A 19,030-nucleotide genomic window follows, 5' to 3' on the forward strand; every position below is an offset into this window, starting at 1 on the left:
GTAAGCGCTGTCCTGACCCCACCTTCCGGATCATCGCTTGATCATTGATGTTCAACCTCGAAAGAGGGCTAGGACATATGTCGATTTCAGAACTTACGCTTAAATCCAAGGATGAGCCGATACGCCGGTTTGAGGTGTTCACAGGCAATGGCCGTCGTCGCGAATGGAGCGACGATCAGAAGGCGCAGATCATTGCGGAGAGTTGCGAGCCTGGCGTCACGGTGTGCTCTGTGGCGCGGCGGCATGGATTGACGCCGCAGCAGTTGTTCACATGGCGACGGCTCGCCCGAAAGCCGCTTGATGTGTTGTCGGTGCCGGAGCAAGCACCAATGTTTGCACCAGCAGTCGTCGTGTCGCCCGAGAATTCGGAACCGAAGAGGGCGCGGCAAGCACGTTTGCCAAGAAGAACTTCTCCGGAGGCGGCCATTGAATTGCGGATTGATGGAGCCTGGCTGCGTATTGCCTCTGGCACCGATGCTGCAACCATTGCCGCCGTCATCCAGGCGTTGAAGGCTCAGTCGTGATTGGCCCGTCCGGTGCGGTAAAAGTGATGATCGCCACCAAGCCTGTCGACTTCCGCAAAGGTGCTGAAGGATTGGCGGCATTGGTAAAGGCCCAGATGGGTGCCGACCCGTTCTCGGGCACGATCTACGTATTCCGGGCCAAACGAACGGACCGGATCAAGCTGATCTTCTGGGACGGCAGCGGCGTGTGCCTGGTCGCCAAGCGGATCGAGGATGGCGAGTTCCATTGGCCTCGAATGCAAGACGGTGTGATGCATCTGACGGCCGCCCAGTTCTCGGCTCTGTTCGAAGGATTGGACTGGAAACGCGTGCATGCGCCGAGCGAAACGCGCACGCCGATAAAGGCCGGATAACGGGCGCGACCAATTGAATCAGAGCCATTCAGCGTCTCGCTCCGAGCGGCAAAATATGCTGTTCTCGATCCATGACGATGACGGCAGACGAGCTTCCGGATGACCTGAACGCGCTGAAAGCAATGGTGCTTTCGCGTGAGGCGGAGAATGCCCGCCTGCGGCAGATCATCAAGGAATTACAGCGTCACCGCTTTGGTCGACGGGCAGAGACGCTTCCAGAGGACCAGCTTCTGCTTGGGCTTGAAGAGGCCGAACAGATCGAGGCTGCCGGGCTGGAAGAGAAGGAACAAGGCTCGACTGCTCTGCGCCAGGCGCAGGTCGCTAAACGGCGTACGAACCGGGGTTCACTGCCAGCGCATCTGCCGCGCGTCGAGATCGTGGTCGATATCGATAACCATGCCTGCCCCTGCTGCCGCAACGACCTGCATCGGATCGGCGAGGATGTCAGCGAGAAGCTCGATCTTGTGCCCGCCCAATTCCGGGTGCTCGTGCTGCGCCGCCCGAAGTATGCCTGCCGGGCCTGTGAAGAAGTCGTTGTCCAGGCTCCGGCCCCGGCAAGGCTGATCGAGGGCGGCATCCCGACAGAGGCAACCGTCGCCCAGGTGCTGGTATCTAAATATGCTGACCACCTGCCGCTGTATCGCCAGGCGCAAATCTACAAGCGTCAGGGCATCGACCTCGACCGTTCGACGCTCGCCGACTGGGTCGGTCGCGCCGCCTGGCATCTACGCCCGGTCCATCAGCGGCTGCTCGATCATCTGAAGTCATCGTCCAAGCTCTTCGCCGACGAGACGACGGCCCCGGTGCTCGATCCGGGACGTGGCAAAACCAAGACCGGCCAGCTTTGGGCTTATGCACGAGATGACCGGCCGTGGCAGGGCGATGACCCGCCCGGTGTCACCTATGTCTATGCGCCAGATCGCAAAGGCGAACGACCGATGGCCCATCTCGACGGCTTCGTCGGCATCCTGCAGGTAGACGGCTACAGTGGATATCGCCCGCTCGCGGCAAAGAACACCGTGTCGCTGGCCTTCTGCTGGTCCCACGTTCGACGCCGCTTCTATGAGCTTGCTGCCGCTGGTCCGGCACCCATCGCCAGCGAGGCGCTGCGACGCATCGGCGAACTTTACAGGATCGAAGAAGAGATACGTGGCCGGCCCCACGAGGAGCGTCGTGTCGCCCGTCAGGAAAAAAGTCGTCCGATTACCGACAGCCTCGCTCCCTGGCTGCGTGAACAACTCGGCTACATCAGCCAGAAGACAAAACTCGCCGAAGCAATCCGCTATGCCTTGTCACGCTGGGACGGCTTGACCCGCTTCATCGACGATGGCCGGATCGAGATCGATTCCAACGTCGTCGAACGGTCAATCAGGCCAATTGCCCTCAATCGCAAAAATGCGCTATTTGCCGGTTCTGACGCCGGGGCCGAACACTGGGCGACTATCGCCTCGCTCATCGAGACGGCAAAGCTCAACAATGTCGAGCCACTGGCCTATCTCTCAGACGTCCTCACCAAGATCGTCAACAATCATCCAAATAGCCAGATCGACGACCTGCTGCCTTGGGCCTATGCCGCAACGCACGATCTCAAAGCCGTGGCCTGAAAACAGCGCTTACGTTTTAGCTACGGGCGGAGCTTACAAGCTCCTGCAGAATGCGAAGCGACAGGGCGCGCTTTTCAAGGTGAGGCATGTGTCCACAGGCATCGAATGCATGAAGCGCTACGTTGTCCGGCAGGTTGCGACTGTGCTTGAAAGGTAGAATGCGGTCCTGCTTTCCGAAGACCACACGAACCGGTATTTCAAGCGATGCAAGGTCATTTGCTATTGATATGGTCTGCGTTCCATCTGCGAAGAACTGCTTTGCAAAAGCGCCCATCGCGTCGCTCAGCGACTGGTTTTGTCGCTGGTGCACCACGGCATCAATGAACGCATCTGAAATCACATCTTTCGCGTGAACAAGTTCATGCAGCCAAGGCTTGACGCTTTCTTTCGACTTGGCTTTAATGAAATTTTCGACGAAGCCAGAATTGATTTCCGGTCCTAGACCCGCTGGTGAAAATAATCCGAGTGCACGGATATCGATATTGCCTCGGACTGCCAGTCGGGTGCTCACCGCGGCGCCGAAGGAATGCCCGACTACAATTGTTTGCGAGAGGTTGAGCTGTCTGATAGTCGCTTCTACGCGTTCTGCGATAGCGTCGAGGTTTTCGACAACGTCAAGCGACGAGGCGCCATGCGATGGTAGATCAATGGCCAGTAAGGGTTGCTGCCATTGGGTTCCGGCAAACAACCCACGCCAGTTATTATGATCCGAGGCAAAGCCATGTAGAAGGACGATTGGTGTTCCTTCTCCCTTACGCAGCCACACGGCGTTGAGTGCTGTGTCACTGGTTTCGTAAGATCTGTTGCCTACAGTTTGTTGCGTTTCGATGGCGGCAATAATGTCTTTCTTTTGTATGCGCCCGCTCGGCCCACTGCCGTTGATCTGTGAAAGATCAATACCGGCGTTTCCGGCGAGGCGCTTTGCAAGTGGTGTTGCAATAGCTCTGCTGGTTTGTGTGGTGTGTGAACGGATATCCGACGCCGGGTTCCCTGAGTTCATTTTGCTCTCAGGAGACAAGCCAGCAGTGGGTTCCGATGCGGGTATGGCGGGAATTGAAGAGATCGTTTCGTCTTCGAGAAACAGGCTCGCAACGCTCTGGCCGACGTCAATTTCGTCGGATGTCGAGGCCCTCAGAATTTTGAGTGTTCCATCGTGAGGTGCATCCACCTCAACGACAGTTTTATCGTTGTCGATCTCAAAAAGGAGCTGCCCTTGGCGGACTAGATCACCGTCTTTCACATGCCAACGAGAGATTGTGCCGGAATTCGTTTCCAGACTGACTTTTGGGTATAGGATGTCGGTTGCCATGAGATTTCCTGCAACAATCTGCGGCGTCGCGTTATGGATGACTATGATAAGGAAGGTGAGGGCGCTTCAATCTTGCCGATCAGACGCTCTTGCAACTCGATTGCCAGTTGCTTGAGTGCTGGTCCGATTTCGCCATAGCAGATGCCTCGCGGTGCAATATCTGTAATGCCGCCACAGGTAATTGCAACAAGCTGGGTGCCATCAGTTGGTCGAAATGGAACACCCACAGCGTTGATGTAGCTGTACCAGTCGCCGCATGAAACAACGAAGCCGTCTCTTGCGAAGTCCTCAAGCGCATGGCTTGTCAGGCGGCGAATTTTCTCCGCATGATCAGGCTCTGCTGCAAGCATTTGTTCAAGCAGGGCTTCGCGCTGGGTTTCTTCCATGCCCGCATAGTAGGAAAGCCCCATGGCTGTCCGCCAGAGGGGCAATCTTGAGCCGACATTGAGACGCAGAGAAACCGGGTTTTCCGAACGCGCATTGGCGATATAGACCATTTCGCGCTGCTCACGGAGTCCCATTGCAACAGCAACGCCGGTCTTCTCTGCGAGCTTTCGCATGAGCGGCATCGCCATATAGACAACGGCGTTTGCGCTAAGACCCGAATAGCCCAGAGCAATCGTCGCAGGGCCGATACTGTAACGTCCGAGATTCTCATCGTAGTTGAGGTAGCCCAGATTGACCAGAGTCAGTGTCAGCCGCGACACGGTAGCTTTCGGCAAGCCGGTGCGATCAATAAGCTCCTGATTTCCAAGAGAAATATCATTAGGGGTGAAGCTTCGCAGAATCTCAAGTCCCCTTACCAGGGCACTGGAAACCTGAGCGCTGTCTTTATCGAGGTCCAACGAACTGGGCTTCGTTCTTTTCTTCACGTTGTCTCCTGGGCGTGCTCGGTTTCAGTTCAAAGGAATATCACATTGGAAAATGAAATTTAATTCCAATTATATTGACGGCGTCAAATTTGCTTGTCAATACTATGTGCAAGGACGCACCAAAAACCGCGCCAGATTTCCAGAATGGGAACCGTGCATGTCAAATTATCTCTTCAAGCGCCTCATTGCGATGCCATTTTTGGTACTGGGCATCGTAACTATGGCCTTTGCGCTCACAACAATCACCAAGGGCGACCCGCTTACATCTATTGTTGCCGAGCAGCAGATGAATAATCCCGAAGTTGTCGCTGCGGCGAAAGCAAAATGGGGCCTCGATCGCAGTCTCCCAGAGCGCTATATCATCTATCTGAAGAATCTGCTGTCGGGTGATATGGGCACTTCGTTTGTCACAAAGCGCCCGGTAAGCACAGACCTGATGACCCGGTTACCAGCCACCATGGAGCTGGTTTTGTCGGCAATGGTTCTAGGCTCTGTTGTTGGTATTCTGCTCGGTATTCTGGCGGCTTATTATCGTGACAGCGCCATCGATCACGTGGCGCGGCTTTTTGCACTGTTGGGCTCTTCCCTACCGGTCTTCTGGTTGGGGCTCGCCGTTCTATTTGTCTTCTCGGTGCAGTTTGAACTACTGCCGGGGCCGGGCCGGTTGGATCCGCGCATGGCGCCACCTGTTGCAGTTACGGGCTTTATGACAATCGATAGTTTTCTGGCGGGAGATTTCACAGCATTCAAAAATGCACTCGCTCATCTGATTCTTCCGGCAACAGTGCTTGGCTGGACCGTGGCGGGTACGATTTCGCGTCTTGTTCGCGCCAATATGCTTGATGTGATCGGGCGTGAGTTTATCCTCACTGCACGCGCCAAAGGTGCTGGTGAACTCCGCGTAGTGTTCCGCCATGCCCTGCGCAACATTCTTGTCCCGGTTCTGACCGTCATCAGTTATTCGTTTGCGTATCTCATCACGGGCGCAGTGCTGACTGAAACGATCTTCGCTTGGCCGGGTATGGGCTCTTATGCAGTCGAGGCTGCACGCTCGCTCGATTTCCCAGCTATCATTGGTGTCACCATCGTCGGCGGTGTGATGTTCCTGGTGACGAACCTGCTCACCGACGTCGCCTATGTTCTCGCCAATCCCCGCGTACGCTTGGGTTAGGGGAAAGCAGATGGTTGCAGTAGTAAACACCTCATCGCGTCAGCTTAAATTCAGAATACCCCGCTGGTTCACCCTGCCGGTCGCAATCGGGATGATAGTCGTAGCGTTTTGGATCATCGCGACATTCTTTGCGCCTCACATGACGCCCTACGATCCGCTCGATATGGTTGGACGACGCTTGCAGGCGCCAAGCTGGTCGCACTGGCTTGGAACCGATGCTCTGGGACGCGATGTCTTGACGCGCACGCTTTATGGAGCCAAGCATTCGCTGCCAATTGCCCTTGTAGTGGTGGTGAGTGCGGTTATCATTGGTGCTCTGGCCGGTGCTATCTCAGGCTATAAGGGCGGCTTGATTGGCTCGGCGATCATGCGGCTCGTCGATATTACGCTGTCATTTCCTCCGATGCTTCTCGCAATGGCTGTTGCTGCATCACTCGGCCCCGGACTCGAAAATGCTGCGATAGCCATGGTCATTGTTTGGTGGCCTGTCTATACGCGCCTCATGCGGGCGCAGGTGCTGGAAGTGCGCGAGCGGGAGCATATGGAGGCGGCAATAGCATCTGGCGCCAGCAGCTCCCGTGTTCTCTTCAAGCACATTCTGCCGCTCTGCTGGACCCCCATATTGATCAGCGCGACGATGGATTTGGGGCAGGTCATTTTGCTTGCCGCATCGCTCAGCTTTATCGGCCTTGGTGCAACACCACCCACGCCAGAATGGGGCTCCATGATCGCCGAAGGCGCAGTCTATTTCTACAACTGGTGGATAGCCATGGGTCCCGGCCTTGCAATCTTGACGATCGTTCTTGGTTTCAATTTCATCGGCGATGGTCTTCGCGACTATTTCGACCCGCGTTCGAAGTGATTGGAGAACAACATGACAAATCCAAATGAGAACGCCAGTCTCTTCCGAGTTGAAAACCTGCGTGTCGGCTTTGGCCGCGATGGTGTGGTGCTTGACGCGGTCAGAGGTATCAATCTCGAACTCAAACGGCGCGAAGTTCTGGGTATCGTTGGCGAGTCTGGTTCCGGCAAGTCTATCGGGATGCTGGCCTCAATCGGCTTGACGCCGCCCAATGCCAAGGTTTCAGGTTCGGTTACATTTCAGGGCGAAGAACTGGTTGGTAAATCGCGGCGCGAAATGCGGAGCCTTCGCGGCTCGAAAATTGCGATGATTTTTCAGGACCCGCTGTCTTCTCTCAATCCGGTGATGAAGGTTGGCGATCAGTTGATAGAAGCCTTGCAGCTTCATCAAAAAAAACTCAATCGGAAAGCCGCTATGACGCGGGCGATCGAGTTGCTGGAGCTAGTCTCCATTCCGCAACCTGATCAGCGTGTGAAACAGTATCCACATGAGTTTTCAGGTGGGATGCGGCAGCGTGTCATGATCGCCATGGCTGTCGCTAATGATCCAGACCTACTGATTGCGGACGAACCTACCACGGCACTTGATGTCACGGTTCAGGCGCAGATCATGGCAGTATTGCGAGACTTGCAGAATAAACTCGGTCTTGGGCTTATTCTCATCACTCACGATCTTGGTGTCCTTGCGGGACATGCCGACCGCGTTGCCGTTGTCTATGCCGGTGAGGTAGTCGAGGAAGCGGATGTCTTTGAACTTTTTGACAATCCTCGTCATCCATATACGCGCGGGCTGATCGCTTCGATCCCGACACTGAATGATAGTGGCGGCAAACTCTATTCCATTGATGGTGCGCCGCCTGTTCTGGGTGCTTTCCCCAAAGGATGTGCGTTTCATCCGCGATGCGCACATGCACAGGAAATTTGTAAGACAACGGCTCCCACATATCAGCAATTCGGACGCCACATATCGGCGTGCCACTTTGCCGACAGTCTGCCTGCATATCAACGAAAGGCCGACATTCCGGTCAGTAACGAGGCCGCGCTATGAACCAGAGTTTTTCATCGCAAACAGCTCCATCCTCCGTGTCGGATGCCGCTCTTTCGGTCCGCAATCTTCGCAAATCATTTCCGATCAAAGGCGGCACGATCTTTCAACGTGATGTGGCTGAGGTTAAGGCGGTCGATGATATTTCGTTTGATCTGGCTAAGGGTGAGACGCTTGGTCTGGTCGGTGAATCCGGCTGCGGAAAATCCACACTCGGGCGTTGCCTGCTCAGGCTGATCGAGCCGACGAGCGGAGAGGTTCTGTTTCAGGGACAGAACGTGGCGCAGTTCTCGCCGAAAGAAATGCGGGCTGCACGCAAGCACCTGCAATTCGTGTTTCAGGACCCGTTTGCTTCACTTCATCCGCGTATGCGCATCGAAGAAAGCATCGCCGAGCCGCTTCGTATCAGTGATCTTTCACAACAGCAGCGTAAAGAGCGTGTCCAGGAAATGCTGCGACTTGTCCGTCTCAACCCGGAGCATGGCAAGCGTTATCCGCATGAGCTGTCAGGCGGCCAGCGGCAACGTGTCGTGATCGCACGCGCCTTGGCGCTTAATCCGCAGGTTATGGTGCTCGATGAGCCGGTCTCGGCGCTCGACGTTTCGGTGCAGGCTGGGGTGCTGAATCTCTTGCAGGAAATTCAGGCAGAGTTCGGCACGTCCTACATCTTCATTGCGCATGATCTGTCAGTCGTGCGGCATATCTCGCACACGGTTGCAGTGATGTATCTTGGGCGGATCGTTGAGAAGGCTCCGGCTGGAGAACTCTATAACCGACCGCTGCACCCTTACACGCAGGCTTTGATGTCGGCGGTTCCGCTTGCCGATCCGGTCATTGAGCGGAAGCGGCAGCAAATTCTGCTCAAGGGAGATGTACCGAGCCCGATCAATCCCCCATCCGGTTGCCCGTTCAGAACCCGCTGTTTCAGGGCGGAAGCGATCTGCGCGGAAGTCAGGCCGGAATTGCAGCTTCAGGGAGGCGGACACGCGGTCGCGTGTCACTTCCCGCAGGAATGGCGATCACCTCAGTAATTCCCGTGACTAATTTTGACTATCAGGTGCCGCTTATCGCGGATGTTTGAGAAGGACGCGTGACCTTGAAAATAATGAACGAACTTGAGGTTCCTGTTATGGGCAATAACAACTCCGCCCTTCCGCTGGCTGGAATAAAGGTTCTTGATCTTTCCCGCGTTCTTGCCGGTCCCTGGACCACGATGAGCCTTGCTGATCTTGGAGCAGAGGTCTGGAAAATCGAGAATATTCAAGGCGGTGATGATACGCGCGCTTGGTCGGTTCCCAATTATAAAGGAGCAAGTACCTATTTTCTCTGTGCTAACCGCGGCAAGAAAAGCCTGGCGCTCGATCTGAAGTCGCCAGAAGGCCTCGATATAATTTATGAACTGGCCAAGCAGGCGGATGTTGTGGTCGAGAACTTTCGTGCGGGAACTGTCGAACGTCTGAAAATTGATTACGCGACTTTAAAGGCGCTCAATCCCGGGCTCATCTATTGCTCGATATCCGGCTATGGCCAAACCGGCCCGGAAGCACGTCGCCCCGGCTATGACTTTGTGGTTCAGGCTGAAAGCGGCCTGATGTCGATCACCGGACAAACCGATGGCGAGCCAATGCGCATTGGTGTGGCGATGACAGATATCGTAGCGGGTATGGTTGGTACACAATCTATTCTGGCAGCGCTTTACCAGCGCAAGACCACGGGTCTTGGGCAGTTCGTAGATATTTCTCTCTTTGAATGTGCGCTCAATACGCTGATCAATGTCGGTAGTGCACATCTGAATGGCGGACACGTTCCTAAGCGCTTTGGCAACGCCCATCCAACTGTGGTGCCCTATCAGATTTTCGAGTGTTCCGATGGCGCTTTTGCCCTCGCTGTCGGTAACGACCGCCAGTTTGCAATCCTCTGTGAAAAAATCATTGGCCTGCCAGAACTCGCAGCGGACGATCGTTTCAAGACGGCAAGTGGGCGAGCGCTCAATCGTTCTGAACTGATACCGCCGATGGCGGAGCGCTTCCGCACCCAAACGCGCGAATATTGGATGAGTGAATGTCTCAGGATGGGCGTGCCTGCGGGCCAGGTGAAGACAGTTCCAGAAGCCTTCGAAAGCCCTAATGTCGTGGCGCGAAATGTGGTGCAAACATTGGAAAGCCCACATCTGGGTTCGGTCTCTCTCGTACGTCCCGCACAAGGGCTGGAAGCACAGAAGCACGCTTCCTATAAGGCGCCGCCGATGCTGGGCGAAGATAGTGCCTCCATTCTGGAGGACGTACTCCAATTCGACAAAACTAAGCTGGCCGAATTGATAGAATCCGGTGTCATTCATCAATATCAGGCAACAGTTTGAGGAGAGGGTGATGAACAACACTCAGCTAGACTATTCCGACATCAAACTGTTCATTGATGGAACATGGCGGGATGGTACTTCCGGCGAGACGATTGACGTTTTGAACCCGGCGACCAATGACGTGATCGGACATATTGCAAAAGCCACGACGACCGATCTCGACGATGCTTTGGCGGCAGCCGAGCGCGGCTTTGAGATTTGGCGCAAGGTGTCGGCTTTTGATCGTTATAAGATGCTGCGTAAAGCTGCAGATATTTTTCGGACACGCGGCGAGAGCATTGCGCGCTTGCTCACGATTGAGCAGGGCAAGCCCTTGGCGGAAGCGCGTGCCGAGGCTGCTGCGGCCGGTGACCTGATCGATTGGTTTGCGGAAGAAGCGCGGCGCAGCTATGGGCGCATCGTCCCCCCGCGTTTTGCGAATGTGATGCAATCGGAAGTCAAAGAGCCAGTTGGCCCAGTGGCTGCGTTTACTCCTTGGAACTTTCCAATCAACCAGTCGGTTCGCAAAATATCTGCGGCTTTGGCGGCTGGCTGCTCCATAACTTTGAAAGCTGCTGAAGACACGCCGGCAGCACCGGCTGAGTTGGTGCGCGCCTTTGCGGATGCTGGTTTGCCTGATGGTGTTATCAATCTCGTTTATGGCGATCCGGCAGAGATTTCGTCTTACCTCATCCCTCATTCGGTAATTAAGAAAGTGTCGTTCACCGGTTCGACACAGGTGGGGAAACAGCTTGCAGCGCTGAGCGGCTTGCATATAAAGCGGGCTACGATGGAGCTTGGCGGACATGCGCCTGTTGTCATCATGGCTGACGCCGACGTGGAGCGGGCAATCAAAGTGGCAGCTGCGGCCAAGTTTAGAAATGCAGGGCAGATTTGCATCGCACCCACTCGGTTTTTGATTGAAGAACCGGTCTACGATCAGGTTATCGAAGGTCTTTCAACTTACGCCCGTTCGTTGAAAGTCGGAGACGGTCTGGATGCCGAGACGACAATGGGGCCGTTGGTCAATGCGCGCCGGGTCAACGCCATGGAGCGATTGATCGGTGATGCAAAGGAAAATAAGGCTACAGTGGTTACGGGCGGCGAACGCATTGGCAATCGTGGCAATTTCTTTGAGCCGACGATCCTTGCGGATGTGCCGCGTGATGCGGCAATCATGAACGAAGAGCCGTTTGGTCCGGTGGCACTTCTCAACAGCTTCCAGTCACTCGACGACGCTTTGTTAGAAGCCAATAGGCTCAATTATGGTCTTGCGGCTTATGCATTTACTGGATCATCGGCCAATGCAGCGAAGATATCTTCATCCGTTCGTAGTGGAATGATCACTATTAACCATTACGGTCTGGCACTGCCAGAAGTGCCCTTCGGCGGCATCAACGATTCCGGCTACGGAACCGAAGGTGGAGCGGATGCTCTGGATGCTTACCAGAATACGAAATTCGTTTCGCATTTGCAGGGATAAGCAAGGACGCTGCGCGCATATGTTGAAAACATCATCGCAATGACAGTAAATCTGCGATAGCAATCTTGAGAGAAGCGGAAAACGGGCGTTATGTGGTGATCGGCACAACATAACGCGGCCAAGTGTTTGACTTACTCTTACTGCCCCGCTTAGCGATCGTTACCTTCTGCGCGGTCTCTAAGAATTTGCGCAGCTCTGGTCCGGTATTTCTCTTTCACTTCGTCCGGCACACCGCCGCCGACGCTTGCGCCGCTGACGATTTTGCCAATGGCAGCATCCCAGTCCAAATCAGGGTCTGGATTTTCGTGCTCAAACAGTTGTTTCGCAAGCTCTTCGATCTCCAGCTGCTTTTCAAGTTCGCTGCTCATACTTTCCTCCCTCCGCTGTTTAAGGCAGTCGCCCGCTGCCATCCTCATGGTGGCGGACCATGTATTTGCGGATCAACAAATCAAGCGCCTCTCTGGCTCCTGCCTCGGTCAAGTGCGCTTGAACATGTCCGTCAATCACGACGACTTCGCCGCTGAACTTATCGAAAACGGACCAGGTGTTGTCGGCTTCTTGCCGGACCTCAAAACCATTCTCAATCATAGCATTCCTCCATGCTACTGCCGCTGCCGCCCGTTTCGTGCCTGTTGTTTTTTCCGCGCTTGAGGCTTTTGAGAAGAGTATCAGCGCAAACGTGAGCTGGTATCCGTTGCTGTAGCTCCCCCGAGGAAGATAAACGAAATTGCCCTGCGTTCGTTCCGAGCAACAAATCACATGGCGTCATGGAGGGCGGCGGCGTTGGCCGTTACGTTCAATCGTCCAGTCTGGGTTGAACGCCGATATGGGTGTTGCCCCATGTGGGATCGATACCGTGATAGGTGTCGTATAGGCGTATACCGAGCGCCGTCAGGAGAATAACGCCTCCGAGTACAACGATTGAGGCAACGAGTTTTTCAGAGTTCATGAGCGGTTGTTCTGACTGTTTCGATCTGAAGTGCCGTTTGACATATTAGAGGCAACTGGAATAGCTTTTAATACGTGATGCGACGAATCTAAGATCGATGCCCGCCTCGGTAACTTCCTCATAAATATGGAAAAAATAATGGATAGTGCGGTGCTTTTCCTGCATGCACGCGGACGGTCGGCCGATGAGATAAGAAATCTGGATTGGAGTAAAAATCCGATTGGGGAGCCGAACAGTTGGCCAGCGCCGCTCGTTACCGCGGTGCAAATGATGCTCGCCTCACAGTTCCCAAAAGCAATTGTCTGGGGACCTGAGTATACGACGATCTATAATGATGCTTTTCGGCAGATTCTCGGCGAGAAAGAGAACTGCATGGGCGCTTCCTTCCGCGATATCTGGGCGGAAGTCTGGGGTGAGCTGTTGCCGATGATTGAGCGCGCTTACGTGGGAGAAGCGACATTTATTGAAGACTTCCCGCTGGTGATAGATCGCCACGGTTATTCCGAACAATGCTATTTTACATTCTGCTACAGCCCGATTTTTGATGAAAAAGGGCGTGTTGCCGGGATGATCGACACTGTAATCGAGACAACGTCCAAGGTAGAATCCGAAAAGCATGCCAGGATCCTGAATGCGGAGCTTGCGCATCGGATAAAGAATACTTTTAGTGTTGTTTCCGCGATTGCGAGCCAGACCTTCAATAACAATGCTGATGACGATGTGATCCATACATTTACCCGACGGCTTTTCGCGCTGGGGAATGCACATGATGTGCTTCGGCTTGGGAAGAGTTCTGAAGGTTCGCTGCAGGAGATCGTAAACGGCATTACAAATGCGCTGGCGGTAAGCGACCGGGTCCAGTTTGAAGGCAGGGATATCATGATCGGTCCGAAAGGGGCGTCCACGCTTTCGCTGCTTATTCACGAACTGACCACCAATGCGATCAAATATGGGGCGCTTTCCAACGATAGCGGCCATGTCCAGTTCCAGGCGAAGGTATCGAAAGGCCAGAACGAGCCGACCCTGACGCTTTTCTGGAATGAGATTGATGGTCCGACTGTTATAAAACCGCAAAAGTCCGGATTTGGTTCGAAGCTGATCAGAATGGGGCTTCTGGGTTCGGGTGAAGTCAAGTCGGACTTCAATCCAGAAGGCTTTTCAGCAGAGTTTTCCGCCCCTCTCCGGCAATTGCAGGGCGAGGGACGGCTCTTCGATTCTACTTGATACTGGCGATACCGGGTGGGTTTGGCTGCGAGGCAGCGCAAATTCACCGCACTTCGAGCACTTCTCCACTGCGGCTATCGATGACGACGCGCATATCATTGTCGTCTCGATCTATGCCTCTGACCACGTAAACATTTCGGCGTCTGGAAACGCTTTCCACCTCATCCATGCCTTCGTTGCGCGCAATTCTTGCTGCTCGACGCTCGCTGATTGTTTCGCCGTAATCACGGCGATCACGATGCATTCTGCGGTCATCATCCGGATTGACCTGAATGCCGTTTGGTCCGATTTCGATGCTTTGCGCTTGTGCCGGGACGGTGGACACAAGGGCTGTTACGATCACTGCTGCGATTGCCGAAAACCTGTACATGGCAGTTATCCATTATTCGTTTGGCGCCCGCCGCAATAATGAACGAGATAGCCAGTCGCCGGTTCCTGATGAGGCGGTCAACTCTCTTAACAAAGCGATATATTCAGCTGCACGTCAGCAGGATAGGTAGCGAGCTAAGCAGTTTGAGTGTCATGATTAAATAAAATGAACTGTTGAAGCGGACAGATTGTGCTAATGCACCCCACCATCGATAGCAGTATGGAAATATTCAAAAAATGGAATGGATTCCGGTATTCTTGATCGCGTTCAAGGTTCTCGTGTTAGGCGCGGCCATGTTCTTCGCCATCAAGTTCCATTATGATGAAGATAAAAAGAAGAAGAACAGCGAAAAAGGCGGGACGTAAGCGCCCGTTTTAGCGCGCATTTATTAGGCTTATAAATGTCGCTCCGTCAGACACGGAGCGTGCCCATCCCTTGCCGATGCAATTGTCGCTGGCTACAAGCGCGACATGATTTCATTTCCTTGGTGGGTTACCATTCTCGTTATCATGTCGATCTATTGGCCGGTTACCGTGATGGTAGCAGCGGCGATCGTCGTGACAGCATTTCTTGGAACAAAGAGCCTTGGCTGGCGGGTGGCCTGGATCGTATTGGCGGCACTGATCGTAGCACCAGTCATATGGTTTTACACGATACCATAAAGGCAGGGCTCGGCTTGCGGGCGGCAACGTTCCGTCCGCAGGGCAAGAGTATTAGAAGCGATTCGCGGCCAAATGATGAGGAAACCGTTTCGGGCTTCTCAGTAAAAACACTGGATAATCTGAGTGACTGGTGAGGGAATCTGAAAAGCCATCTATCAGTCTAAGTGTTTGATATGGTTTGTGTAAGCGCTAAGTGGAGGATCGAATGGTGGGCGTAACAGGGATTGAACCTGTGACCCCTACAATGTCAATGTAGTGCTCTCCCGCTGAGCTATACGCCCATTCGATGTGCCGCATACACCATATCGCGTTGCGCCCGTCAATGGCCTTTTTTGAAGTTTTTTCGTCTTTTTGTTGAAGACTTTTCAAAAGCCCGGAAAACCGCGACTTGGTTGGTGATCGCCTTAGGCGGCGATCAACATTTTTTCGATTTCGTTCACCAGGTCGCGCAGGTGGAATGGCTTGGAAAGCACTTTTGCGTCACGCGGGGCGTCAGAATCAGGGTTCAAAGCAACGGCAGCGAATCCCGTGATGAACATTATTTTCAGGTCGGGATCGATTTCCGTGGCGCGTCGCGCGAGTTCGATGCCGTCCATTTCCGGCATCACGATGTCGGTCAGCAGCAGTGAGAACGGCTCTTCCTGCAGTCGTTCATAGGCGCTGGCGCCATTGTCGAAGTGTGTTACGTGATAGCCCGCCTTTTCAAGTGCCTTCACGAGGAAGCGGCGCATATCGTTGTCGTCTTCAGCAAGAAGAATTCTTTTCATTGGTCCGTCCGAATTTCCCATCGTTCGCTCCAGTGCTCGGGCAGCGTGAACGATTCAATTTTCCACTCTAGAAAACGCTTCTTTGGTAAATATGAAATGAATGCTCGCGCGAATGTTAATTGTTATGGCATGCATTTGGCAACAACCTGTCATTTGTGACGGGATTGCCGCAGTTTTCGGTTCATGATCGAATTCGGCGGCAATCGTTGGTATTTGCACCGGCGCAGCGGTTGACGTAATTTGTCGAGCCCGGCGGCGTGCTGTGTCCAGCCACCGCAAAGATGACATGCATAAACGGATCAAAATATGAGTTTGGAGCGTGATTTCAGCCTGATACCGCCTTTCGAGGTGAATGCTCCGGCAGAGCAGCGAATTCCGTTCGTATTCAACTCGCCGCACAGTGGTCGCTATTATCCGCAATCTTTTCTGGAATTATCCCGTCTCGACAGTCTCAGCATCCGCCATTCGGAAGATTGTTATGTCGACGAGTTGTTCGCTTCCGCCGTCCGACTCGGTGCGCCCTTGCTCAAGGCGCATTTCCCGCGCGCATTTCTCGATGTGAATCGTGAAGCCTATGAACTTGATCCGCGCATGTTCACCGAAACGCTGCCGCCTTTCACCAACAGCCAGTCGGCACGGGTCGCCGGTGGGCTGGGCACTGTGCCGCGTCTGGTGGGCGAAGGGCAGATGATCTATGCCGGGCGAATCCCGCTTGCCGAGGCCTTCTACCGCATTGAAGATCTCTACAAGCCCTATCACCGTACGCTTGAAGGCTTGCTGCAATCGACCCGCCAGCAGTTCGGTTATGCGGTTCTGATCGATTGCCACTCCATGCCGGGCGGTGTGCGTCCGGGAGAAGTGGCTTCGCGTCCTGATTTCATTATCGGTGACCGGTTCGGTCGTTCGTGCAGCGAGCGCCTCACGCAGGCGGCTATCGAGCTGTTGCGGGATCTCGGTTACACGGTTGCGCATAACAAGCCCTATGCGGGCGGTTTCATCACCGAGCATTACGGTCGACCTGCTGTTGCGTGCCATGCCTTGCAGATCGAGATTAATCGCAGTCTCTATGTAAACGAGCAATCGCTGCACAAGCTTGCGGGCTTCGATACATTATGTGGCGATCTGCATCAGTTCCTGAGTGATCTCACATCCTTGCCGGATGATCTGTTTATCGCACCGCCGCTCGCTGCCGAATGAGATGCGGGCGCGGCGTCGCACAAATGCGACAAGCCTATGGTAAGTCTAGGCAATCCAAGTCGGCATGCAGATAAAAAGAACCGCGCTCGTACGATACGAACGCGGCCAAAGACTAGGGAGGAAATGCCCCGAAAGGCATCGACAGGAAGGCCTGTCTAGTCTTTAAGCTACGCGCTAAAGCTGGTTGCGTCAAGAAAATGCGCATCTTTTTTGGGCGAATTTTTTCTTGCTCAATAATTGAGCAAAATTAGCATGGATGCACAAGTTGCAGCCATGTCTTGGAAACAGGAGAATAGGGTTGCTCATCGACAAGGCATTTTTTTCCGAAGTGGCAGCGGCAGCAGCGGCTGAAACTTTGCCGCGCTTTCGTCAGTTGAACGAGGTGGACAACAAATACAGTGTCGGATTCGACCCTGTTACCGAAGCGGACCGTGCGGCGGAGCGGGCGATTCGTGCCGTCATTGGGCATCGTTATCCGGAACACGGCATTCTGGGTGAGGAATACGGCCCGGAAAATACCGACCGCAGCCATGTCTGGGTTATCGACCCCATAGACGGCACCCGCGCCTTTATATCCGGTCTGCCGGTCTGGGGCACGCTGGTCGGCCTGACGGTCGATGGTGATGCACGCGCCGGGATGATGTCACAGCCGTTTACAGGAGAGCTGTTCTATAGCGACGGCGAGGGCTCCTATTTGCTGCGCGAAGGCGATGGTGATGAGCCGCGCCGTCTCTCTGTGCGCAAGGGAGCCACCTTGGCAGATGCGACGCTGTTCACGACGACGCCAGCGATGTTCAAAGGAGATAACCGCAAAGGGTTTGACCGGCTTGAAAGTGCCGTGCGCCTCTCGCGCTATGGTGTCGATTGCTACGCTTTTGCGATGCTTGCAGGCGGTTATGTCGATATTGTCGTTGAGGCTGGCTTGCAGCCTTACGATATCGTCGCGCTCATCCCGATCATTGAGCAGGCCGGTGGCGTGATCACCCGTCGCGATGGCGGCCCTGCCGAAGAGGCTGGCGATATTGTTGCAGCCGCAACGCCGGAACTGCACAAGGCCGCGCTCGATTTGCTGAACGGGTAAATCTCTCCGGGGAATCGGCGTGTTCGGCTGGTTCCCCATCGCTGCTTGTCAGACGCCGGAGAACTCCGGCTCGATGGTTTCCGGCATGATTTCAACATCTGACGATCCGGGAATGAAGGCGTCGAAGGCGGCCCAGAGCTGTTCGCGATAAAAATCGGCTTCCTGCAACAATTCGTGGCGTCCGCCGTCGATCGTAATCAGTGAAACATTGCGCGTGCGCGCAGCAAAGCGCTCAAGCACCGGCGTTGAGACAACGCGTTCGTCGCCTGCTGCAATGATCAGCACAGGCACGCTGGGGCTTTCCTCATAAAAGTCTGGCTGATTGATACGGCGCGCCGTTTCAAGCGCACCCCACACCCAGCGCACTGTCGGTCCGCCTAGTGCCAGATCAGGGAAGAGGCGCGTGATTTCCGTATTGCGCATAAAACGTGCTGGATCGCTGGTCAGCGGGTTTCCGGCAAAGGGGCGTGCGGTCAGCCTTTTTCCGCCGGAAGCATAGAGTGTTCCAAGCCCGACGCGCCGCAGCGTGGCGGCCAAACGGCGCACGACGTCGTCGCTTAGTTTCTGCGTGGCAAGCCCCATGAAGGGCGCACACAGCACCATGCGCGTGATGCGGGACGAGAGACTGCCCATCGAGGCCAATGCCACCATAGCGCCGGAAGAATGGCCGAGAATATAGAAAGGCGGGGGACAGTCGGGCAGAACGGTATCGGTTAGAAAATGGTCGAGATCTTCCTGATAGTCGTCGAAACTGCGGACATAGCCGCGAAGCCTGTCTCGCAGCAACCGGTGAGAGCCGCCCTGGCCGCGCCAGTCGAAGGTGGCGGCAACAAAGCCCCGCGCCGTCAGCTCGCTCATCGTTTCGAAATATTTTTCGATGAATTCGTTTCTGCCTTGCAGCACGATGACGGTGCCGCGCACCGGGCCTGTTTCGGGCTTCAGGATGCTGTAGCGCAGGGTTCGGTCGGGATGGTCGGAATGGCTTGTGAAAAAGCCCGACCTTATGCCATGCGGAATCGGACTCGCATCGGTTTCGAACAGTAGTTCCGACATCCGTTGCGCAGCCTTTCCCGAATGATAATGCCCTGATCGTCTCGAGTATTATGCGCGAAGTAATGATAAAAAGTAACCGGAAGTTCGCCAGCGTATCGGCCCAAAAATCGAAAACGATTTTTGGAAAGTACGATACGCTGACTCAAAGAATTAGAGCGAACTTCCGG

General features: G+C 54.6%; 22 protein-coding genes and 1 tRNA gene. 14 read left to right on the forward strand and 9 right to left on the reverse strand.

Annotation, left to right across the window (positions count from 1 at the left end):
* Window positions 1-77 precede the first annotated feature (77 nt).
* The 3 genes from tnpA (at window position 78) to tnpC (ending at window position 2,481) form a co-directional block, all read left to right on the forward strand.
* Entirely contained in the window at window positions 78-524 is a 447-nt protein-coding gene (gene tnpA, locus ACTJKP_RS12085; RefSeq protein WP_181375986.1) for an IS66-like element accessory protein TnpA, read from the forward strand.
* Complete coding sequence (gene tnpB / locus ACTJKP_RS12090; RefSeq protein WP_109366349.1) at window positions 521-877, forward strand: IS66 family insertion sequence element accessory protein TnpB; 357 nt, start codon at window positions 521-523, stop codon at window positions 875-877. Before tnpA ends, tnpB begins: the two co-directional genes overlap by 4 nt.
* Before the next feature lie 71 nt (window positions 878-948).
* Window positions 949-2,481 carry an IS66 family transposase gene (gene tnpC / locus ACTJKP_RS12095; RefSeq protein ID WP_121539677.1) on the forward strand — a complete coding sequence of 511 codons (1,533 nt, stop codon included), beginning with the start codon at window positions 949-951 and terminating at the stop codon, window positions 2,479-2,481.
* 16 nt (window positions 2,482-2,497) lie between these two features.
* On the opposite strand, the gene ACTJKP_RS12100 is transcribed toward tnpC, so the two are convergent.
* A complete protein-coding gene (locus tag ACTJKP_RS12100) occupies window positions 2,498-3,790 on the reverse strand; it encodes an acetoin dehydrogenase dihydrolipoyllysine-residue acetyltransferase subunit (protein ID WP_440630835.1) in 1,293 nt (430 codons plus the stop codon).
* Between the two features lie 41 nt (window positions 3,791-3,831).
* Entirely contained in the window at window positions 3,832-4,662 is an 831-nt protein-coding gene (locus ACTJKP_RS12105) for an IclR family transcriptional regulator (protein WP_440630836.1), read from the reverse strand.
* Window positions 4,663-4,819: 157 nt separating this feature from the next.
* Here ACTJKP_RS12105 and ACTJKP_RS12110 point away from each other — a divergent pair, with 157 nt between their 5' ends.
* The 6 genes from ACTJKP_RS12110 (at window position 4,820) to ACTJKP_RS12135 (ending at window position 11,560) form a co-directional block, all read left to right on the forward strand.
* On the forward strand, window positions 4,820-5,833 hold the full coding sequence (locus ACTJKP_RS12110) for an ABC transporter permease (protein WP_440630837.1): 1,014 nt from the start codon (window positions 4,820-4,822) through the stop codon (window positions 5,831-5,833).
* A 10-nt stretch (window positions 5,834-5,843) separates the two neighbouring features.
* On the forward strand, window positions 5,844-6,695 hold the full coding sequence (locus ACTJKP_RS12115) for an ABC transporter permease (RefSeq protein ID WP_440630838.1): 852 nt from the start codon (window positions 5,844-5,846) through the stop codon (window positions 6,693-6,695).
* Between the two features lie 12 nt (window positions 6,696-6,707).
* Window positions 6,708-7,742, forward strand: a complete 1,035-nt coding sequence (locus ACTJKP_RS12120) for an ABC transporter ATP-binding protein (protein WP_440630969.1) — start codon at window positions 6,708-6,710, stop codon at window positions 7,740-7,742.
* A complete protein-coding gene (locus tag ACTJKP_RS12125; protein ID WP_007878250.1) occupies window positions 7,739-8,770 on the forward strand; it encodes an ABC transporter ATP-binding protein in 1,032 nt (343 codons plus the stop codon). The genes ACTJKP_RS12120 and ACTJKP_RS12125 overlap by 4 nt, the downstream gene beginning before the upstream one ends.
* Window positions 8,771-8,844: 74 nt before the next feature.
* Window positions 8,845-10,098: a CaiB/BaiF CoA transferase family protein gene (locus tag ACTJKP_RS12130; protein WP_440630970.1), complete on the forward strand. Its 1,254-nt coding sequence runs from the start codon at window positions 8,845-8,847 to the stop codon at window positions 10,096-10,098.
* A gap of 10 nt (window positions 10,099-10,108) precedes the next feature.
* Window positions 10,109-11,560 (forward strand): NAD-dependent succinate-semialdehyde dehydrogenase, encoded by a 1,452-nt coding sequence (locus tag ACTJKP_RS12135; protein WP_440630839.1) that lies wholly within the window; start codon window positions 10,109-10,111, stop codon window positions 11,558-11,560.
* 149 nt (window positions 11,561-11,709) lie between these two features.
* Here ACTJKP_RS12135 and ACTJKP_RS12140 read toward each other — a convergent pair whose 3' ends face one another.
* The 3 genes from ACTJKP_RS12140 to ACTJKP_RS12150 form a co-directional block, all read right to left on the reverse strand.
* Window positions 11,710-11,928 carry a hypothetical protein gene (locus ACTJKP_RS12140; protein WP_440630840.1) on the reverse strand — a complete coding sequence of 73 codons (219 nt, stop codon included), beginning with the start codon at window positions 11,926-11,928 and terminating at the stop codon, window positions 11,710-11,712.
* 19 nt (window positions 11,929-11,947) lie between these two features.
* Window positions 11,948-12,148 carry a hypothetical protein gene (locus ACTJKP_RS12145; protein WP_440630841.1) on the reverse strand — a complete coding sequence of 67 codons (201 nt, stop codon included), beginning with the start codon at window positions 12,146-12,148 and terminating at the stop codon, window positions 11,948-11,950.
* Between the two features lie 208 nt (window positions 12,149-12,356).
* Window positions 12,357-12,509: a hypothetical protein gene (locus tag ACTJKP_RS12150; RefSeq protein WP_162762630.1), complete on the reverse strand. Its 153-nt coding sequence runs from the start codon at window positions 12,507-12,509 to the stop codon at window positions 12,357-12,359.
* Window positions 12,510-12,647: 138 nt separating this feature from the next.
* On the opposite strand from ACTJKP_RS12150, the gene ACTJKP_RS12155 reads away from it, so the two are divergent.
* Window positions 12,648-13,733 (forward strand): sensor histidine kinase, encoded by a 1,086-nt coding sequence (locus ACTJKP_RS12155; RefSeq protein ID WP_440630842.1) that lies wholly within the window; start codon window positions 12,648-12,650, stop codon window positions 13,731-13,733.
* A 43-nt stretch (window positions 13,734-13,776) separates the two neighbouring features.
* Here the strand turns inward: ACTJKP_RS12155 and ACTJKP_RS12160 are convergent, their stop codons facing one another.
* The gene (locus ACTJKP_RS12160) at window positions 13,777-14,103 is read right to left on the reverse strand and encodes a PepSY domain-containing protein (RefSeq protein WP_138783557.1); all 327 of its coding nucleotides are present in this window, start codon (window positions 14,101-14,103) and stop codon (window positions 13,777-13,779) included.
* Window positions 14,104-14,339: 236 nt separating this feature from the next.
* Between ACTJKP_RS12160 and ACTJKP_RS12165 the strand changes: the two genes are divergently transcribed.
* Both ACTJKP_RS12165 and ACTJKP_RS12170 read left to right on the forward strand, forming a co-directional pair.
* Entirely contained in the window at window positions 14,340-14,468 is a 129-nt protein-coding gene (locus ACTJKP_RS12165; protein ID WP_268898779.1) for a hypothetical protein, read from the forward strand.
* A gap of 105 nt (window positions 14,469-14,573) precedes the next feature.
* On the forward strand, window positions 14,574-14,765 hold the full coding sequence (locus tag ACTJKP_RS12170) for a hypothetical protein (RefSeq protein WP_440630843.1): 192 nt from the start codon (window positions 14,574-14,576) through the stop codon (window positions 14,763-14,765).
* 206 nt (window positions 14,766-14,971) lie between these two features.
* Here the strand turns inward: ACTJKP_RS12170 and ACTJKP_RS12175 are convergent.
* Both ACTJKP_RS12175 and cpdR read right to left on the reverse strand, forming a co-directional pair.
* Window positions 14,972-15,046: transfer RNA gene (locus ACTJKP_RS12175), tRNA-Val, on the reverse strand.
* Between the two features lie 123 nt (window positions 15,047-15,169).
* Window positions 15,170-15,532: a cell cycle two-component system response regulator CpdR gene (cpdR, locus tag ACTJKP_RS12180; RefSeq protein WP_002966536.1), complete on the reverse strand. Its 363-nt coding sequence runs from the start codon at window positions 15,530-15,532 to the stop codon at window positions 15,170-15,172.
* 306 nt (window positions 15,533-15,838) lie between these two features.
* On the opposite strand from cpdR, the gene ACTJKP_RS12185 reads away from it, so the two are divergent.
* Together ACTJKP_RS12185 and hisN are read left to right on the forward strand one after the other, a co-directional pair.
* Window positions 15,839-16,729: an N-formylglutamate amidohydrolase gene (locus tag ACTJKP_RS12185; RefSeq protein ID WP_078339244.1), complete on the forward strand. Its 891-nt coding sequence runs from the start codon at window positions 15,839-15,841 to the stop codon at window positions 16,727-16,729.
* A gap of 298 nt (window positions 16,730-17,027) precedes the next feature.
* Complete coding sequence (gene hisN / locus ACTJKP_RS12190; RefSeq protein ID WP_440630844.1) at window positions 17,028-17,810, forward strand: histidinol-phosphatase; 783 nt, start codon at window positions 17,028-17,030, stop codon at window positions 17,808-17,810.
* A 48-nt stretch (window positions 17,811-17,858) separates the two neighbouring features.
* On the opposite strand, the gene ACTJKP_RS12195 is transcribed toward hisN, so the two are convergent.
* Window positions 17,859-18,863 carry an alpha/beta fold hydrolase gene (locus ACTJKP_RS12195; protein ID WP_440630845.1) on the reverse strand — a complete coding sequence of 335 codons (1,005 nt, stop codon included), beginning with the start codon at window positions 18,861-18,863 and terminating at the stop codon, window positions 17,859-17,861.
* Window positions 18,864-19,030 lie beyond the last annotated feature (167 nt).

The sequence above is a fragment of the Brucella sp. 22210 genome, assembly GCF_052045675.1.
GTDB lineage: Bacteria > Pseudomonadota > Alphaproteobacteria > Rhizobiales > Rhizobiaceae > Brucella.

Coding starts and splice junctions, on each gene's coding strand:
- cpdR (WP_002966536.1), bottom strand. CDS start 15,532: ATGAAAAGAATTCTTCTTGCTGAAGACGACAACGATATGCGCCGCTTC.
- ACTJKP_RS12165 (WP_268898779.1), top strand. CDS start 14,340: ATGGAATGGATTCCGGTATTCTTGATCGCGTTCAAGGTTCTCGTGTTA.
- ACTJKP_RS12100 (WP_440630835.1), bottom strand. CDS start 3,790: ATGGCAACCGACATCCTATACCCAAAAGTCAGTCTGGAAACGAATTCC.
- ACTJKP_RS12130 (WP_440630970.1), top strand. CDS start 8,845: ATGAACGAACTTGAGGTTCCTGTTATGGGCAATAACAACTCCGCCCTT.
- ACTJKP_RS12145 (WP_440630841.1), bottom strand. CDS start 12,148: ATGATTGAGAATGGTTTTGAGGTCCGGCAAGAAGCCGACAACACCTGG.
- ACTJKP_RS12115 (WP_440630838.1), top strand. CDS start 5,844: ATGGTTGCAGTAGTAAACACCTCATCGCGTCAGCTTAAATTCAGAATA.
- tnpC (WP_121539677.1), top strand. CDS start 949: ATGACGATGACGGCAGACGAGCTTCCGGATGACCTGAACGCGCTGAAA.
- ACTJKP_RS12135 (WP_440630839.1), top strand. CDS start 10,109: ATGAACAACACTCAGCTAGACTATTCCGACATCAAACTGTTCATTGAT.
- ACTJKP_RS12170 (WP_440630843.1), top strand. CDS start 14,574: ATGATTTCATTTCCTTGGTGGGTTACCATTCTCGTTATCATGTCGATC.
- ACTJKP_RS12155 (WP_440630842.1), top strand. CDS start 12,648: ATGGATAGTGCGGTGCTTTTCCTGCATGCACGCGGACGGTCGGCCGAT.
- ACTJKP_RS12125 (WP_007878250.1), top strand. CDS start 7,739: ATGAACCAGAGTTTTTCATCGCAAACAGCTCCATCCTCCGTGTCGGAT.
- ACTJKP_RS12185 (WP_078339244.1), top strand. CDS start 15,839: ATGAGTTTGGAGCGTGATTTCAGCCTGATACCGCCTTTCGAGGTGAAT.
- ACTJKP_RS12195 (WP_440630845.1), bottom strand. CDS start 18,863: ATGTCGGAACTACTGTTCGAAACCGATGCGAGTCCGATTCCGCATGGC.
- ACTJKP_RS12140 (WP_440630840.1), bottom strand. CDS start 11,928: ATGAGCAGCGAACTTGAAAAGCAGCTGGAGATCGAAGAGCTTGCGAAA.
- ACTJKP_RS12110 (WP_440630837.1), top strand. CDS start 4,820: ATGTCAAATTATCTCTTCAAGCGCCTCATTGCGATGCCATTTTTGGTA.
- tnpA (WP_181375986.1), top strand. CDS start 78: ATGTCGATTTCAGAACTTACGCTTAAATCCAAGGATGAGCCGATACGC.
- ACTJKP_RS12160 (WP_138783557.1), bottom strand. CDS start 14,103: ATGTACAGGTTTTCGGCAATCGCAGCAGTGATCGTAACAGCCCTTGTG.
- ACTJKP_RS12150 (WP_162762630.1), bottom strand. CDS start 12,509: ATGAACTCTGAAAAACTCGTTGCCTCAATCGTTGTACTCGGAGGCGTT.
- ACTJKP_RS12120 (WP_440630969.1), top strand. CDS start 6,708: ATGACAAATCCAAATGAGAACGCCAGTCTCTTCCGAGTTGAAAACCTG.